The organism is Mucilaginibacter mallensis, from assembly GCF_900105165.1.
Lineage (GTDB): Bacteria > Bacteroidota > Bacteroidia > Sphingobacteriales > Sphingobacteriaceae > Mucilaginibacter > Mucilaginibacter mallensis.
The window spans coordinates 1,466,523-1,485,903 of record NZ_LT629740.1; the positions used below are offsets into that span (position 1 = coordinate 1,466,523).

Consider the following 19,381-nt stretch of genomic DNA (forward strand, 5'->3'; position numbering starts at 1 on the left):
TAACAATAGGTAATATCAAGAGGTATTTACCTGATATAAAAGGATGAAAAAAATAGCCCTAGGTATACTGTTCCTATGTTCGTTCCTGCCCGGAACCTATGCTCAGAATAATTTTAATCTTACAGAGAACTTTAATACTTCAAATACTAAATACGAAAAAATTGGTAGGGGAGAGGCAGATATAGCCAATTCGGTGCTCACAACTAAGGATGCTTATTTGAGCTTCGGAGAAAACAACTGGGCAAATTATGAGATCAGGTTTAAGGCAAGAGTACCTGAAACAGCTGAACAGGTACAGATCTGTGCCGGTTTTCGTGCGGCCAACCGGGATGATCGTTATATTTTAATGCTTAAAGGCGGTATACAAAAAGACTTGTACCTGGCAAGGCTGGGTTATATGGGTAGTGATGATTTTTTAGCCTTGCGAAAACTCGATTTTCAGCCCATCCCAGGAAAATGGTATGATTTTAAAATACAGGTGGCCGGTAACCGCATTCGCGTGTATCTGGATGATGAAAAGTTGCCGCGTATTGATGTAACGGATAAATTAACCGCATTGGCATCTGCGGGTAAAGTAACCCTGGGCGGCAGCTGGATCACTAATGAGTTTGCCAATTTATCTATCAAATCCATCAGCGCTCATCAACTTTCAGGCCCGGTGCAGGAATATGCGGTTGCTGCTATAAATAAAGAAGCATTGCGCAAACAGCAACGTAAAGCATATCAGCCTATAAAAATTAATAATGTTAATAGCGGACGCACGGTGATATCATTAAACGGCAAATGGCTGTTCTCTCCCGGCTACGAAACCACAGATGATAGCATGGCGATAGATCCCAGCGAAAGCGATAAGGATTGGCATGTGATGACCGTACCCAATTTTTGGAACCCGATACGTGTTTGGTTGCATGGCGAAAAGTATAATACTGCCAGTAAAGGCGTATCAGACAACTATTTTCAAAAGGAAACTGATCGTTGTGAAGCTTACACCTTTGACTATAAAAAGACCAGCATTGGCTGGTACCGCCAATGGCTTGAGTTGCCGAATGATATCAAGGGCAAAAATCTGCAGCTTTCATTTGATGCGGTATCCAAAGTGGCCGAGGTGTATATTAACGGTGTAAAAGCCGGCAGTCATATTGGTATGTTCGGTGATTTCCAGATCGACGCCACAGGTTTGCTTAAAGCGGGTAAAAACCTGGTTACTGTAAAGGTAGTACGTGATTATGTAAAAGATATTAAAGATGCTGACAAGATAACAGGTGTAGCCGTTACTGTTGAGGTTACCCAAAAGATGGCGCATGATCTGGCGCATGGTTTTTTTAATGATGACCCTGCCGGGATATGGCAGCCCGTATCATTGGTGATCACTGATCCGCTCAGGATTGAAGATGTGTTTATAAAGCCAAACCTTACCGGGGCCGATTTTGATATCACCGTAAAAAATAATGCCGCAAAACCCGCCACGTTTTCGGTAGGTACCCGTATTACCGGTACTAAGGAAAAAGATGGACTGTACAACGCCGTTTCTGTAAAAGAACTGCAGCTGCAACCCGGCGAGGAAAAAACATTTTCTTATAGCATTGATGATCTTAAACCACGCTTATGGTCACCGGAGCATCCGGATCTATATGATTTTGGTTTTACTTTATTAACAGCCAATAACACAGAGATCGATTCAAAAACTATCCGCTCGGGTTTCCGCACCTTTAAATCAGTAGGCGACTACCTGTATTTAAATGGGAAACGTTACTGGCTGCGCGGCGGCAATCAAACCCCATTGCCACTGGCACCCAATGATACCGCGCTAGCCGATAAGTTTACTAAACTGATGAAAGCCGGGAATATTATGGTTACCCGAACCCATACCGTACCGGCAACCGAAACCTGGATGGATGCATTTGATGCCAATGGCATCGGCGTAAGCTACGAGGGTACCTGGCCGTGGCTTTTTCTGGAAAGCAGTATGCCTGCGCCAAATCTGGTCAGCCTTTGGAAAAATGAATATTATGACCTGTTGAAAAAATATCGTAACCACCCTTCACTTTTTATATGGACGGTGAACAACGAGATGAAGTTTTATGATAATGACCCCGATCCGGTGCGTACAAACATAAAAATGCACATCATATCAGATGTGGTAAAGCACATGCGTACCATTGATCCTACACGGCCTATTGTGTTCGATTCCAATTACAAACGGAACATTAAGAAATTTGGCGTTGATTATTTCAATACGATTGATGATGGTGATATTGACGATGTACATGCTTACTACAATTGGTATGATTATTCCATATTTGCCTTTTTTAAGGGCGAATTTCAGCAAAAGAATAAGAATGCTGGCCGTCCGCTCATCAGCCAGGAAATGTCAACAGGGTATACAGACGAAACCGGCCATGCCACGCGGTTTTATAATTATGTACATCAAAACCCCGAATCATTGGCTGGTAAATACACCGATGAGTTTAGTGATCCTAAATATTTTATGATCCCCCAGGCCTTCATCACCAAGGAGCTGGCCGAAGCATTGCGACGTAGTGATGATAAGTCAGCCGGGATACTGCATTTTGCGCTCATTACCTGGTTTAGCAATGTTTATCGGGCTGATAGCATTAAACCATTCCCGGTTTATTATGATATGCAAAAAGCTTTGCAGCCGGTACTGGTATCAGCTGAGTTATGGGGCAGGCATTTTTATGCAGATACCCAATTACCTGCAAGGATATGTGTAATTGATGATAAAGAGGATGGGACTGCATTGCCCGCCTCAGAGCTGCAATGGCAGTTGGTTGATGATGACGGGCAGGCACTGGCAAGTGGTAAGGTTCCTGTACCGCAGGTAGAGCATTATACCCGACAATGGATGGAACCGAAGATCAGCATCCCTGCCAACCTTCCGAAGGAAAAGGTTGCAGGTAAACTGTTGTTAAAGCTGGTAGCTGATGGGAAAACCGTTTCAGAAAATTATTATGATGTGCTGCTGGCCAGTAAAGCAGGGCTAAACGCTGAAAAACTTAAAGGTAAAAAGATAGTGGTGTATGATGCCGGTAAAAAGATCATTCCATCACTTGATTTCCTGGGGATCGATTACCAAGCTTCGGCAACATTAGGTGATCTGCTAAAGCAAAAAGCTGATGTATATGTATTATCAGGAATCGACTCGGCGTCAACCAGTGCCGACGAAATAAAAAGTATCAGGAATTTAATTGCAGCCGGTGGTAAGGTTTTATTATCAGCTTCGGGCAATGTAGCACACGCTTTGTACCCTGAATATATCAGGAGCCTGTTGAAAGAGAATGGCGAGATCACCATGATGGATATTCCCGAATCGGATGTTTTTGATGGCATCGAACCACTTGAAACGCGTTACCTGAATAATAACCTGCGTGAAAGCCCTGCTGTAATATCGGGAGCCTATCGTATTAACCGTGATCCCAATGTGGAGCCTTTGGCATCATTCATTAAAATACACGGTTATTTATCTGGCTCGGTAAACGACCGCATGAAAAGATTAGATCAAATCAAAGGGTTCCCGATCGTGAAAATAAAAGACCACGATGGTGATATACTGTTGTCGGAAATTATGCTCGAAAAAACAATGACAGATCCCGTAGCAGGTAAATTATTGGTGAATATGTTGGTTGATCTGACTAAATAAACCAGCAGATGTATAATACAATAAGGTAGTTGTAAATAAAAACCCCATTGGCTTTCAAATGCTGAAAGCCAATGGGATTTTTAAATGCAATAGTTATTTCCTGATTTTAGTGGGTTACCTGCGTTTTGATCTCATTCAGAAAAGCCTTTTTGTCACAATCAATTCCGATTGCCAATTTCCAGCTGCCTTCCTTTTGTATAGCCTTAATTACAAAATGATTCCATCCTTTTTCAAGCGGTAATGCTTTGATAACTTGTGCGGGCGATGTTAAGCCGCCTGCGTTGATGGTTTCTTTAATCAGGTTATTATTCAAATAAACCTGGTAACCATCATCGGCATTTAAATACATATCCAGGCGAGGCAGGTCTGGTTCAAGTAACAGGTTAGTTAATGAATGCGGGCTGTATATCCAAAAGCTCAGGTAAGCAATGGCATGTGTGGTTGGCCCATCAAAATGAAATTTGCTGAAATCGAATGTGCCATCAGGCGTAGTAGCATTTTCCCAGAAATGATTTTCCACCTGTTTGTCAGCTAAATAATCTTCCGGCTTTAAATCTTTCAGTTGATTGATCTTACCGATCTCATTGTCATTTTTACCTGATACATCAAACGAAGCCAGCAACAAAGCGCTATGCAACTTACCATCAGTGCCAAAAGCCGTATTGGTGTTTGCTTTGCCATTAAAATCAACGCCCAGATTTACCAGCATATGGCGCACCAGGCTTACCGATGTTGCCGAAAGCAGGGCCGGGTCAATAGCGAAAAAGTATATTTTACCAGCGCCGGCATCTACGGTAATTAATGCTTTTCCTTCGGGTTTATACTCGCGTTCGCTGCGCAGTACTGCTGCTGTTTTGAGGTATTCAGCACGTTTGTTCCATGTTCTCCAGTCGGTATTGCAGGCATCCAGCAGAATAGTACTGTGCTTTATAAGGTCGCCGGATAAGCCATAGTTCATGATTGGTTTGTCGGATACTTCTGAAAAATAGAAATCAGCATTCCCCAATCCATTTATTACCGGGTCTGTCCCGATGGTGATAAAAGAGGTTGCTTTTCTATTGGTAAGTTCAGTTGGGAAAGGCAGGTATTTGTTAACCGCTTTAATAGATGAAGGATCAGCGCCCCATATTAATACATTGCCACCCTGTTGTGAAATGGTTTTTTGTAATGCAAGTGATCTGGCATCATCGGGGGTATGTTCACCATCAATAATGAGCAGATTATGCCCGTTTTTAACTGGAAGCGTGTGTACTAATACGCCCATATCGCTTAATGTTTTGTATAAAACGGAATCTTTATCGGTTGATAGAAGGATTACATTGTTTACTACGGCAGTATGATTTACAGTTACGTTTTCAGCCGGTACAATCTCCTCTTTCTGGATAGTGGTATCAGCAAATGAATTACTTACTGCAATTTGCAGGGGCCAGGTTTTATAAAGTGGCAGCGACGGATCATATCCTGGGTTAAGCGTAGTTGTATAAGGTCCCAATCTTTCCGGCTGCACTCCGGGCTGACCTTCACGGTATTTGCCAAAAAATATACCGTCGGATGGTTTGGGCGCCCTGGTAGTATCGGCTAAGCCAAGTTCCAAAGGTTTCACGCCATACCAAACCAGGTTAAAGACGGACATGTAAGATGCCTTATATTTTTTAAGCATATTGATCAGTTTGGTGGCCTCATCGGCAACACCTTCCATGCGTCCTTGTTGCGATTCGTAAGAACGATTACCGTTGTACTCTGCGCTTTGTTTCGGCGTGGCATAATAAGCCATCCCGGCCTCGCCAATGCCCCAGGGCTTTCCTTTGGATGATAAGTCCCTATAATTCTCATCGGTACCGCCATAATGGCCAATAATAACAGGTGAATTCATAGTAGCAATCGCCTGTGTTTCACCATCACCGGATATCCATGCCCGTGTGGGATCTAATCCCTGTGTAATGGCTATCCACTTATTAATTTCAGCAACCTGCCTTTTTACCAATGAATCTGGCGCGTGGAATACATTCAGTACTATTGGCATATTCTCGTTGCATACGCTCCAGCCAAAAACGGCGGGATGGTTGCGGTCCCGCAAAACAAATCTTCTTAAATGTTCGTCGCTGTTTTTCCAGTAATCCGGGGCGTCAATTTTGGGTCCGCCATCACTGGCCCACATGCCGGTTTCATCCAGCACACAGATCCCCATTTCATCGGCCATATCTAAATAAAATGAAGGATATGGTTCCGCATGCAGGCGCACGGCGTTGGCATGGCTGTTTTGCAACAGGGTAAACCAGGCCCAGGCATAGCGGCGTGTCATCTGCGGTATGCCCATAAAATGCCATGAATCGCCTTTCAGAACAATTGGTTTGCCGTTAAGGCATAGTTTGCTGCCCTGCAAAGTAAATTCGCGCCAGCCAAAACGGGTATATTGTTTGTCAATTTCATTATTGCCATCCTTTATAGTAAGTATCAACCCATTAAGGTTGGGATGTTCTGTGGTCCATTCCTTTAGCCTGCCGTTTACCTTTATACTTAAACTAAGCGTAGCCTGTGAATGCGGATTGATGCTGATCTTTTTGCCGGGAAAACTGAGCGCCGTTGTACCCAGTTCCCATTTGGGTTCGGGTGCGCTGATCACATCTTTACCGGCCAGGTTCACCCAGGGCGATACATCCCCCGAAACATTTACTTCGCGGACTTTATCAGAAGTATTGCTGATAGTTGCTTCAACCGTAAGCATATCTGTTGCCAAGGATGGCTTTACAAATGTGTTTTGAATATTCACTACCGGTTTGGCAATCAAATTTACATCCTGCCAGATCCCAATAGCATGCTGCCCCCAGAACGAACCGGCAACATATATGCGGCGGCCATATTTGCCGGGCTGGTTAAACAGCTGGGCATCTGCTACCCAAACCAATATTTCATTGTCCTTGCCGGGTTTTATCTCATCGGTTACATCTACCTCAAATGGCAAAAATACCTCGAAGTTTTCGGCAATCTTATGTTTGTTAATGAATATCTGGGTGTAACCTCCAATGGCATCAAAACGCAGTATCAGTCTTTTGCCCTTCCATTCCTTTTTATAAGGTATGGTGCGCATAAGCCAGCCGGCCCTTATACTTTCCCATTTTTTGGGATAACTGGGATACGTTAGAAAATCGCCCCCGCTGCTATTGTCCCTGGCAAAGCTGTTCACGTTCCATGGTGAAGGTACTTTAACAGGTGTGGTTTCCCAATCAGGGTTTTCTGGTAGCTCAGGGTTTTTAATTTTTTCAATTCCCAGTTTTTCTGCTTTTTCAACCGGTAAAAACTGCCATTCGCCATTAAGGCATATACTGCTCCGGAATGGTTTCTCCTGAGGGGGGACAAGCTCTTCGGTAGGAGCAAAGTCGTGCGTGAAATGTACTTGCTGTGCAAACACGTTTACTGATGTACTGCAAAAGAACAGGAGAAGCGTGATAATAAACAGGCGCCTATAATCGCCTTTGATAATGATTGGTGTTAATTGGTATGACATAAGGATTAAATACTAAGAAATGCGAAGAAAAAATAAATAGATAATTATCTCTTAATAAATACTTAATTATAATCTACAACTTTGAATTGTCGGGCAATTAGTTTTTTTTGATCGATTAGAGGCCGACCTTATACCAACAACTAACATTTATTAAAAGAATACGTGAAAAAGTGTGGATCACATTACCCTGTCATCTGTTGGTTAATAATAATTAACATGCAACAATTTTAAATAATACTACCAGTAATTATTAAAAATGTAATTCAATATATGGCTATTGACAATGTTAATTATCGTCTTAATTTTGATAGAAAATCTGCAAACAATGGATTTATAAATAATTCTACAGTTTGCAGTTGTTATAAACCAATACAATCCGGATACCGTAAAAATATATAGTTTTTTACCCTGGTTGCGATAAAAATAAAATGAGATTGGGTTGCAAAATTTTTAAGATCGTCTTTTGCTTTCTTTGTGTACTCCTTATATTCAGGAGTGAGGGTTATGGGCAGTCCTATGGATTGGCTTTTTCGAGTCACGAGGTATTTCAGGATAAAAGAACCAGCCTCGACCTGAGCCCTGATAAAACACTTTGTTTTAACGATAATTTTGATATTTCATTTGATATTTCATTTATTCCAAACTACGCAGTTTACTTCGGTTATATTATAAGGATAATAGCTGATGATAACCGCAATATTGACCTGGTATATGTAGATACAACAAAGGGAAAGGGGAAACACTTTAACGTAATTATTGGTGACAGGCTTTCAAAAGTTGCTTTTAATATCAGCCGGGATAAACTTTTTGGCCAATGGAATAAGCTGAGTATTAAATTTGACTTTGATCACGATAGGATCTTATTCTACAACGGCCAAACGGTGTTCATAGAAAACGGGATGCATCTGAAAAAAAACAGCTGCTATAAAGTTTTGTTCGGCATTAATAATTATAAAGAATTTCAAACCACTGATACCCCTCCTATGAAGATAAGGGATATCCGGGTCACCGAAAATAACCAGTTGAAATATAACTGGCCCTTAAATGAAGTAAGCGGGTTGGTTGCTCATGAGATCATATCCCAGAATGATGCCTCCGTTGCAAACCCAATGTGGGTAACGGCAATGCACCGTGATTGGCAAAAAGTGCAGGGTATTACTATAAACGGGTTAGCCAGTGTGGCATTCGACCCCCAAAAAGAAGAGGTTTACCTGATTGCATCTGATTCCTTATATACTTATTACGTAAATACGGAGAAATGGCAGGACAAAGGTTATCATGGCGGCGACAAAATTATATTGAATCAGGGCAATCAATCAATTTTTAATCAATTTAATCAAACACTTTATAATTTTTTTCCGAATCAAAAATTTGCTGCAAACTATAATTTTAAAAGTGATTTATGGAACAGGAAATTCAGCCCGAATCATATAACCGATCTTTGGCACCTGAATAAATTCTTCTCAAAGGCTGACACAACATTATATTTTTTAGGGGGATATGGCCACCTGGTTTATAAAAATAAAGTACAGCAATATCATTTAAACAGTGGTACCTGGAATGATGTTAAAACAACAGGTGACTTTTTTATGCCGCGCTACCTGGCCGGTCTGGGTACTACTGCCAATGGCGATACCGCTTACATTTTAGGCGGCTATGGTAATAGCAGCGGGCAGCAGATACTAAACCCCAGGAATATTTATGACATGATGCGTTTTACCGTTAAGGATAAAGCGTTTAAAAAATTGTTTGAATTAAAGGTAAACGATCAGGACTTTGCTTTTGCCAATTCATTAGTGATTGATGATCATAACAAAACCTATTACGGGTTGATTTTTCCACAACACAAGTATAACTCAACCCTGCAATTGATTAAAGGTTCGCTGGCCAAACCTGATTATACTTTAATGGGGAGTACTATACCTTATAGTTTTCATGATACACATTCTTTTGCCGATCTGTATTATTGCCCATCGAGTAAACGCTTTATTGCGGTGACGCTTTTAAGAAAAGACAATGGCCAGACTGAAGTTAAAATTTACACCTTGCAAGGCCCTCCTTTTGGAACAAGCACCCTGCCAGCTATTGTTAAAAGTAAGGCGCTATGGTACAAAATTACCGGTGTAATTATATTGGGTCTTGTTTTAGTGTTATATATATATAGGCGGAAAAGAAAAGTCCTGACTGCTGTTACAATTAGTCAGCCTGAAAATCCGGTTGTCAGTAAAAGCACCGTTACCGTACCTATCGATATGTCTGTAAGTAATCTGAGGGTATTTGATCCGAAATTACATGTTAAAAACACCATTTTGCTATTTGGAGAATTTCAGGTATTTGACGCTGAAGGCATAGATATAACCAAGTACTTTACACCTTTAATAAAAGAACTTTTTTTAATTATCCTTTTATATTCATTGCGCTGGGGGCGCGGATTAAGTTCAGATAAATTGAATGAAATACTGTGGTACGATAAATCAGCCAAAAATGCGGGGAATAACCGCTCAGTGAGCATCGGTAAGTTAAAAAATCTGCTTGATAAGATGGGCTACTGCCATTTATCCAAAGATACCGGTTACTGGAAAGTTGACATTGACCATGACCATATATATATTGACTATTATAATTATCTGAATATTGTTAACGATAAAGAGGAACTCGATATTAAAAAGATTAAATATTTGTCAGAAATTACCAAGCGCGGTAATTTTCTTTCAGATATTGAATATGAATGGCTTGATTTTTTTAAGTCTGAGATCTCGAATGAAGTAATAGATACTTATCTTCATTTTGCACATTCAGGGCGCACCCATGACCCCGAATTTATGGTCGAACTGGCCAATTTTATCTTTTATTTTGATCCGGTTAACGAAGAAGCCATGATAATTAAATGTAAGGCTTTAGCTACTTTGGGCAAGCACTCGCTGGCAAAAAATGCATTTGATACGTTTGTCAAAGATTACAGGGAGATCTATGGCGAAGATTTTAAAAAGGATTTCAATTCCGTGCTAGGATAGCGTAAACACCCGGTTCTTTTTTTGCAAATGCTGCTAATAAATTAAGGTATCCTTTAATTTATTAGTAAGGCGTGCTATTGCTAATACATTTAGTTACCACATTCCCGCGCCATTACTCGTCCATTACATCAATAATCATCTTAATGATAGAGGTTGCCCGTGAAAAATACGGCCGGTTGCCATTATTACAGTGTTGTTAGAGACATAAATTCAGAATAATTCAATAAAATAATTAAAAAAAATAGTCGATGTGCAAAAAATATTTGCCCGCACAATGAATTAAGGAATAATTAGAGAATAATTAAGGAAGCCCGGCTTATTTTACCTCACAATTATAACCGACTATAAACCAATTTCTTAAAACCAATTAAACTTAAAACATGAGGAAACTTTTATTTATTTTATTATTAATCTTTTTTGCGTTTAACAGTTATGCGCAAAATTTGGTTATTAAAGGAAAGGTAACCGATGACAAAGGCAATCCTTTACCCGGGGTAACTATCACCCTAAAAGAAACCCAGATACGTACCATTACTAACCAGGATGGTATGTATGCTATTAACCTTGGAGCCGCTACCAGCAGGCTATTGGTATTTACCTACATCAGTTACAAATTACAGGAGGTGAATATTACTGGCAAAACAACAGTTGATGTTAGTATGGCGTCCGAATCGAAAGATCTGACAGAAATTGTCGTATCGGCACTAAACATTTCCCGGACTAAAAAATCACTGGGGGTTGCACAGCAAAGTGTTAACGTTGATGATATGACCCAAGCCCGGGCATCAAACATTACCGATTTGCTGGATGGCAAGGTAGCTGGTTTGCAAATCACAACCAGTGGGCAAACAACAGGGTCAACCCGGGTGGTGTTACGCGGTATGAGCTCTATAACAGGCAATAACCAGCCATTATGGGTTGTTGATGGCGTGCCGGTCGATAATACAGACTCGAATGGCCAGGTAGGTAACTACGATTACGGTAATAATGCAGCCGATCTCGATCCGGATGATATTGCTTCAATTGAAGTTTTAAAGGGACCTAACGCTGCCGCGCTTTACGGTTCACGGGCTGCAAACGGCGCTATTTTAGTAACCACCAAAAAAGGCACTAAAAATGCAGGGCTTGGCATAAGTGTCAATTCTAATTACATGGCAAGCCGCGTACTTCAGTTTCCGGATTTTCAGAACATTTACGGTGAAGGTGGAAGTGGCGCCTATAGTGGAACACGCAGCAATAACGGAGCGGGAATAGTTGAAGAAGGCTCGAATACACGTAGCTGGGGCGGGCCAATGCTTGGTCAGCCTTATTTAAGCTTTTCTGGTCAGCCTATAACTTATAGCCCCGACCCGGGAAATGTTTCTTCGCTGTACCAAACGGGCTATGCATATACGCAAAATGTTGCTATAGCTAATGCTACCGACAATTCATCTATCCGTTTTTCCTACACCAGGACTGATGCAAATGATGTGGTGAAAAATCAGAACCTGCAGACAAAAAATAACCTGCAACTAAACGTTAGCAGGGATTTTACACCATTTATCAGGATTGATACTCGTATTCAGTATTTACAGGCCGATGTGAAAAATAGGACCGCCCGTAACGAGGACCCGAATAACCCTAATAATATCTATAATAATTTGGTGCGAAGTGCAAGCTCAAGCAGTTTTTTTCCTTATGTAGACCCTAGCGGCAATGAGTATGCAGGCGGGAGCACCAATTTGGAAAATCCAGAGTGGGTAATTAATGAGAATCACAATGAAGATATAACCAATACAATAATCGGAGGTATTTCGGCTACCATAAATATTTTCAAAGATTTGAAATTCAGGGCGCAAACTTCGGCTAACCTGATATGGGGTGACAGGAATATGTTTATACAAAAAGGATCGGTAACCAATGTGAATGGTTCCTATACGGAGTTTCAGCAAAACAACCAAAACTGGAACACAGAGGGTTTGTTTTCATACAATAAAAATATTGGCAAATTCTCCATCATGGCCAATGCCGGGGGTAATATCCGTACCCTGAATTACTATAATACAAGTGCTACTGCCAATCAATTAATTGTACATGATGTGGCAAGTTTGAGTAATAATGCATCCGTACTCTCGGGTGTTGAATCTTTGACCAAATCTCAAACAAATTCATTGTATGGTACGGCATCTGTAGGTTATAATGAATATTTGTATGTTGATGTAACCGGCCGTAATGACTGGTCATCTACGCTGCCGGCCGCTAACCGTTCATTCTTCTATCCTTCGGTAAGTACAAGCTTTATATTCAGCGAATTTTTTAATATCCCGCAAAACATCATGAGTTTTGGCAAGTTCAGGGCATCAATAGCCCAGGTAGGTAATGATACCAGCCCGTATAACACCATGGGGTCTTTTTCCACTGTTTCAACCCCCTTTAATGGCTTGCCGCTTGTAGATTATGACCAGGTATTAAGGAATAGTAACCTGAAGCCTGAAAGTACCACATCAACCGAACTTGGGCTTGAGCTTAAGTTTTTACATGATCGTATATCTTTTGACGGATCGGTTTATAGTAAGAAAACAACAAACCAGATTTTACAGGGAGCAATAAATCCTGCATCCGGATATAGTACGCAGTTTATAAATGCCGGGGAGGTTACCAATAAAGGGGTTGAAATATCGATAAATGCAACTCCTATAAGAACCGAAAATTTTAGCTGGGATCTCACCACCAATGCTTCAATGAACCGGAATATGGTAGTTTCATTAAGCCCAGGCTTAACGCAGTTTAAGTTAGGGGGAGCTTTGCTGACAAGTGTTTATGCAGAGGTTGGCCAGCCTATAGGAACCATAAGGGCAGAGGATCAGGCGAAAGACGCCCAGGGAAATGTTATTATCCAAAAAACTTCAGGTATACCATATAGCGAAAGTACACCATTTACTACTGATGGTAAAGCTACGCCGATACTTGGCAACTTCCAGCCTAAAGCATTGGGTTCATTCGGTTCAACGTTCAGGTACAAATCATTTGATTTTAACTTTTTACTTACCGGAAGGTGGGGTGGTCAGATATTTTCAGGAAGCTACTGGAGAGCCGACCAAAACGGCGTAACAACAGAGAGCTTGGGCGGAAGGCAGGCATGGTTGTTATCAAATGAAATATACGGAGAAGGCACACTCCAGCAAAATGGTACAACTACATTATATGGTCTGCCATATCCTGACGCATCGCGACCTAAAGGTTCCATCTTCGTTGGCTATTACCCTGAGACGGATAAAAATGGAAACATTATATATGATAAGAATGGTAATATGATAGCAGACAAGTCTAAGCCAAATACACAGTATATAAACCCGCAAACTTATTGGCAGCGCGCTTACCATATTAACAGTGAATTGGTTTTTGATGACTCCTATATTAAACTGACCCAGGTGATAATTGGTTACAATGTTCCAAAAACGCTTTTGAGAAGAACCGTGTTCAAAAGCGCCAGGATATCATTAGTAGGGCGTAATATCTGGACCATTTTACAAAATACACCAAAGGGGATTGATCCGGAGTCTGCAAACTCATCAGGAAACGCGCAGGGCTTAGAATTGGGTGGCGCTCTTCCATATGCTACTTACGGCGTTGATTTAAAATTTTCACTATAAAACAACTATGAAAAAGATAATATACATGGCTGGCGTTTTGCTGATTTGCCTCTCGTCATGCACTAAAAATTTTGATAAGCTAAATACGAATCCTAATACATTTCTCTCACCTGATTTTGATCCGGTAATGTCCTATGTTTTTAAACAAACTACAGATCAGATGGAGAATGATAACTGGGGTTATTTCTGGGAATATGGTCACATTATTGACCCCTATGCCGAACGCTACCTTACAGGTGATAACAGCCGGTGGAATACCTATTACATTAATGTACTTGGAAATCTCAGACAACTTAAAAAATTATATGGAACTAACCCTGGTTTTACAAACAGGATGGCAATTGCTCAGATATGGGAATGTTATATATATTACCAACTTGTAGCTACCTATGGTCCTGTTCCTTATAGCCAGGCGGGAGCTACCACGCCGGTTATACTGTATGATGATGAAAATACAATTTATACAGCATTGCTGACTAAATTAAAGGCTGCATCTACCGCTATAGTATTAACAGGTGACGATATGACCACAGACCTGATATTTGGTGGAAATTTAACTAAGTGGCAGAAATTTGCGAATACGCTTCGTTTAAAAATTGCGCTTAACGTGCAAAAAAACCTGCCTTCCTTAGCAGCCTCCAATATTCAGGATGTAATGTCAAACGAAGCGCTGTTACCTCAATCAGATGCTGATGACGCCATATTTACTTATGGAACAGCCAGTGGCAGCCAGTCGGCATATTTTAATCATTATGTGCTTAATGAATCTGCAGCCAATGCCGTTAAACAAAGCAGCGGCCCTATTATGAGCGACTATGTATTTACTTATTTCCGCTCATACAATGATCCAAGGCTCGGTGCCTATTTTAACCCGGCACAGGTCCCTATAGCAATAAAAGATACATTGACCAGTACTGCTGATGCCTTTCACTATATTGTTACTTATACCATACCACATCTGGGTACGCCTAAATCTTTATCAGTATTGGCACAATGGAACCTTGGTACGCAAATTTTCCAGGGGTCTTTAAACTATATTACCAATTTCAGTACGTTGCCGGGTCTTACCCAACTCCCTGTTACAACAAATTCAGGTATAAACGTATTAGCTGCCAACCGTCCATTTTACCACAGCACATATGCCGATGTATGTTTTATGAAAGCAGAAGCCAATATGCTGGGTTTTGGCGGAGCCCAATCGGCCCAGGCATATTACACTGCGGGCATAAATGCCAACTTTGCTTTCTGGGGGCTTACCGCGGCACAGGCTACCGCTTATGAAGCCCAAAACGGAATTGCATGGTCTACAGCCGGGCACGGGTTCAACTATCCGCTTGGATTTATAAATACCAGTATCCCGGCAGATAACATGACCAAAATATGGATACAGCAATGGATGAATTCATATGGTGACGGTGCATTTGATGCATGGTGCCTGCAGCGGCGTACACAGAATCTTATATTACCGCCACATACCAATCCTGGTGCGCCTAACCTGCTCCAATCTACTTATGCGGATCTGCCTGACAGGTGGAACTATCCGGTTGCTGAAACCTCGGTTAACCCGGTAGGCGCAGCTGACGGTACAAAAAAGCTGGGAGGAAGTGATTATCCTACCACTGTTTTACAATTTTCCAAAACGTATACGCATACTAACTGGGCAACAGTAGTAGCGTTTTATGACGACTCCTATATACAAAAATGGTATGGCACTACTATCCAACAGGTGCAAGCCGTTCCTAATATCAAATACACTGTATTGTCTCAATATTAATCCTAAACAAAAAATAAAAGAACATGAAACATATATTTAAGTACAGTTGGCTGGTATTGCTGGCATGCATATTGTTCAGCTCCTGCAAAAAGAAAGCAGCTTCTATCAATGATTACTTTCTTAACTATACCATACCTGATGTGCCGCCTACTGTTGATTATCTGGTAGGAAGCGTTTATTACTCCTATTCATCATGGCTTGCTGCTATCAGTTATGTGCCTACTGTGGGTACCTACAACTCTACAGGCGGACTTGTGCCGCCCAATATTATGCAGGCTCATATTGCTGACGCGTTATCCGCCAAAATTGATTATTTTATTTTTACAGTAAGGTCTCCAACGCAGGAAGCAAACAATTATAAAACTGATTCAACCACGGTCACCTCATTTTTGAATGCATCTAATTCGTCGTCAATGCATTTTGCCTTATCCTATACGTTAACCGTAGCTGATTTCGGCATTACTAACTCAGGTAATCCTGATGCAAACGGCATCAACAGGGGGATCCCTATAGAAGCTAATCCGGTTAAACTGGCCGGATTTTATAATGACTTTAAAAGATTGGCCTATTTCATGGGTAAGTCAAACTATCAGAAAGTTAACGGCAAATGGCTGTTGATCATTAACCATGCCCAGGACCTGAACTCTAATATGGACCCGAACAATCCGGGGAGCGATGCCCCCCTTTATGCACAACTCCGCAAAAATCTTAGTGATTTAGGTTTTGATGTGTACATTATTGGTGAACTGAATCAATGGTCTGTCCCCAATAACTATTACTATCGTTTTCAAAATTGTGTCGACGCGGTTTATGAATATAATATGGTTGATAACCAAAATGTGCTTGACAGGTTCTATCTATTTCCCCAGGAATGCGATCAGAATTTTGCCTATTGCAAACAGGAACTTGAATCATGGCCGGCCGGTGGCTTAACCCCAGGCCAAACACAACTTGAGTTTGTGCCTGAAATTCAGGCCGGTTATAACTACCAGATAACTAACGCCAGCTCTGTAAACCTGAGTGTTCCCAGAACTGCCAACGGGAGCTTCTTCCGCACTTATACAAATATTGCCAAGCGTAATGCCTCAAAAAGCCATTTAATTATCATTGATTCTTTTAATGACTTTCAGCACGATACGCAAATTGAGCCTGCGGACTCTTCCACCAATACAAAAAACTTTCCTCCTTACGGAACAAATCTACTGGATATCACCAGGACTGAATTTAAAGTAGGGCAATAATAATCTAACCCCTGCCGAAGAAATTCTGCAGGGGTTAATATCCTATATCATTTACCAACAGGTGATATCTTTTCCTTCTAAATCTATTAATAATGCTAAACTCTAAATCAAAATTGGTATCAGCCAGTTTTATCCGTGCCCTATTGTGCCTATTGTTTTTTGTTTGCTGTTTAGGTATGAAAAATACCCGGGCACAGAACATTTCATCAACAAATGATGGAACAGGGAATTTGAAATATATAGACCCGCGTATTGGTAACGTTGGCCAGCTCTTGCAGCCAACACGCCCAACGGTACAAGTACCCAACCAAATGATCAGGATGTACCCTGAACGTAATGATTACATAGACGACCAGATCTCGAGTTTCCCGCTTACCATCGTATCTCACCGGCTGGGGGAGGTTTTTGCCTTAAAACCCTGGAATAAACCGGTTACAACCAATGCATGGAAGGAAAAACAAACTTTTGATCATGACCTGGAAATAACCCGGCCATGGTATTATTCTACTTATTTAATTGATGATGAAATAACCGTGGAATTTACTGCCGGAAAAAAAACAGGGATATACCGCTTTACCTTTCCGGGAAATAAGCAGGATAAGAACCTGTTGTTCGATCTATATAATAACGGAGCCGGCTCATGGAAATTTATTAACGGTAACAGCATGGAAGGTACAGAAACCTACCACGATGATATTAAAATATATATGTATGGCGAATTTAACACTGATGGCCAACCCGGGACCGCGCTTGATAACGGATTAAATAAGGGAAGCCGGGAGATTGCGGGCAAAGGGGTAAAATCATGGATCACTTTTAGCGGAAATTCACCGGATACTATTTATTTTCGCTATGCCATTTCTTATATCAGCCCTGAACAGGCTCGTGCTAATTTTAAACAGGAAATAGCAGGAAAATCCTTTAACGATATAAAAACTGCCGGAGAAAAAGCATGGGATAAAGCCATTAATAACATCAGGGTTGAAGGTGGTACAGAGGCGCAGCGCCGGTCGTTTTACACAGCCTATTACCGCTGTAATGAACGCATGGTAGATATTACCGAGGATGGCAAATATTATAGTGGCTTTGATAAAAAGATACATGATACCACCAGGCCGTTTTATGTTGACGACTGGACCTGGGATACCTACCTGGCTTTGCACCCTTTGCGGGCTATCGTAAACCCGGCTATGGAACAGGATATGCTGAATTCATATGTAAGCATGTACACCCAGGGAGGCTGGATGCCCACGTTCCCGGTTTTGTTTGGCGATCATGCCTGTATGAATGCTTTCCATTCTACCATAATGATGTTGGATGATTACCGTAAAGGATTAAGAAATTTCGATGTAAATAAGGCCTACGAAGGGATGATGAAAAATGCCACATCGGCTACCATGTTGCCATGGCGCAACGGACCGAAAGGCAGCCTGGAAGATTTTTATTATGCCAAAGGCTATTATCCTGCCTTAAAGGTAGGCGAAACAGAAACAATACCGGAGGTAAACCCGATTGAGCACAGGCAGGCCGTAGCGGTAACCCTTGGCGCCAGTTATGATGATTGGGCATTAAGCCAAATGGCAGGTGAATTGGGGAAGGTTGATGATCAAAAAAAGTTCAGCATAAGGGCAAACAACTATAAAAATCTATGGGATAACAACATGAAAATGTTTATGCCTAAAGATAGTAGTGGCAACTGGATTAAAATTGACCCTAAGTTTGATGGTGGAGAAGGCGGCCGTGATTATTATGATGAAAATAATGGCTGGACCTATCTGTGGCAAGTACAGGAGGATGTACCGGGCCTGATTAACCTGATGGGCGGAAAGAAACAATTTGAAGCCAGGCTTGATCAGCTTTTCCGGGAACCGCTTGGCCGCAGCAAATATGCATTTTGGGCTAAATTCCCGGATGCCACCGGCCTGGTAGGTCAGTATTCACTGGGAAATGAACCCAGCTTCCATATCCCATACCTGTATAACTTTACTAATTCGCCCTGGAAAACACAGAAACGCATCCGTTTCCTGTTAGATGTATGGTTTAAAGACAACATCTTCGGTATTCCGGGTGATGAAGATGGCGGTGGCATGTCTGCCTTCGTCGTGTTTTCCTCCATGGGCTTTTATCCCATAACGCCAGGTTTGCCGGTATATACTATCGGTAGCCCGGTATTTAGTAAGGTAACTATTGATCTGCCCGGTGGAAAACAATTTAGAATGATCGCCAACAACTGCTCTGTTATTAATAAATACATCCAGAGCGCAAAAATGAACGGGCAGCCACTTAACAAACCCTGGTTTACGCATGAACAATTGATAAACGGCGGAACACTGGAATTGGAGATGGGACCGAAACCAAACAAAAGTTGGGGCGTAGAATAATATTATTATTACTTACACCATAGGTGTTCGGAAGATTGTATTTCTGTTTTTAATTCCCTCCCCACGGGAGGGGTGCGGTTGGATGTGAAGTGGCAGGGAGGGGTTTATACACCAAATAAGCTGTTAAATCCCACCCTTCCCCGCCCCAAGGCCGATACTTCTTTTTCCCATCT

General features: G+C 41.4%; 7 protein-coding genes. 6 read left to right on the plus strand and 1 reads right to left on the minus strand.

Features of this window, described 5'->3' with window-relative positions; genetic code table 11:
• Nucleotides 1–43: 43 nt before the first annotated feature.
• A complete protein-coding gene (locus BLU33_RS06035; protein ID WP_091370327.1) occupies nucleotides 44–3,661 on the plus strand; it encodes a glycoside hydrolase family 2 protein in 3,618 nt (1,205 codons plus the stop codon).
• 106 nt (nucleotides 3,662–3,767) lie between these two features.
• On the opposite strand, the gene BLU33_RS06040 is transcribed toward BLU33_RS06035, so the two are convergent.
• The gene (locus BLU33_RS06040) at nucleotides 3,768–7,166 is read right to left on the minus strand and encodes a glycoside hydrolase family 2 protein (RefSeq protein ID WP_091370328.1); all 3,399 of its coding nucleotides are present in this window, start codon (nucleotides 7,164–7,166) and stop codon (nucleotides 3,768–3,770) included.
• A 428-nt stretch (nucleotides 7,167–7,594) separates the two neighbouring features.
• Here BLU33_RS06040 and BLU33_RS06045 point away from each other — a divergent pair, with 428 nt between their 5' ends.
• The 5 genes from BLU33_RS06045 (at nucleotide 7,595) to BLU33_RS06065 (ending at nucleotide 19,208) form a co-directional block, all read left to right on the plus strand.
• Nucleotides 7,595–10,180, plus strand: coding sequence for a Kelch repeat-containing protein (locus BLU33_RS06045; protein ID WP_091370330.1), 2,586 nt, complete (start codon nucleotides 7,595–7,597; stop codon nucleotides 10,178–10,180).
• Between the two features lie 380 nt (nucleotides 10,181–10,560).
• Nucleotides 10,561–13,812, plus strand: a complete 3,252-nt coding sequence (locus BLU33_RS06050; protein ID WP_091370332.1) for a SusC/RagA family TonB-linked outer membrane protein — start codon at nucleotides 10,561–10,563, stop codon at nucleotides 13,810–13,812.
• 7 nt (nucleotides 13,813–13,819) lie between these two features.
• A complete protein-coding gene (locus tag BLU33_RS06055; RefSeq protein WP_091370334.1) occupies nucleotides 13,820–15,586 on the plus strand; it encodes a SusD/RagB family nutrient-binding outer membrane lipoprotein in 1,767 nt (588 codons plus the stop codon).
• Between the two features lie 23 nt (nucleotides 15,587–15,609).
• A complete protein-coding gene (locus tag BLU33_RS06060) occupies nucleotides 15,610–16,827 on the plus strand; it encodes a glycoside hydrolase family 71/99 protein (RefSeq protein ID WP_091370336.1) in 1,218 nt (405 codons plus the stop codon).
• A 176-nt stretch (nucleotides 16,828–17,003) separates the two neighbouring features.
• Nucleotides 17,004–19,208: a GH92 family glycosyl hydrolase gene (locus tag BLU33_RS06065; RefSeq protein ID WP_232009405.1), complete on the plus strand. Its 2,205-nt coding sequence runs from the start codon at nucleotides 17,004–17,006 to the stop codon at nucleotides 19,206–19,208.
• Nucleotides 19,209–19,381: the final 173 nt, after the last annotated feature.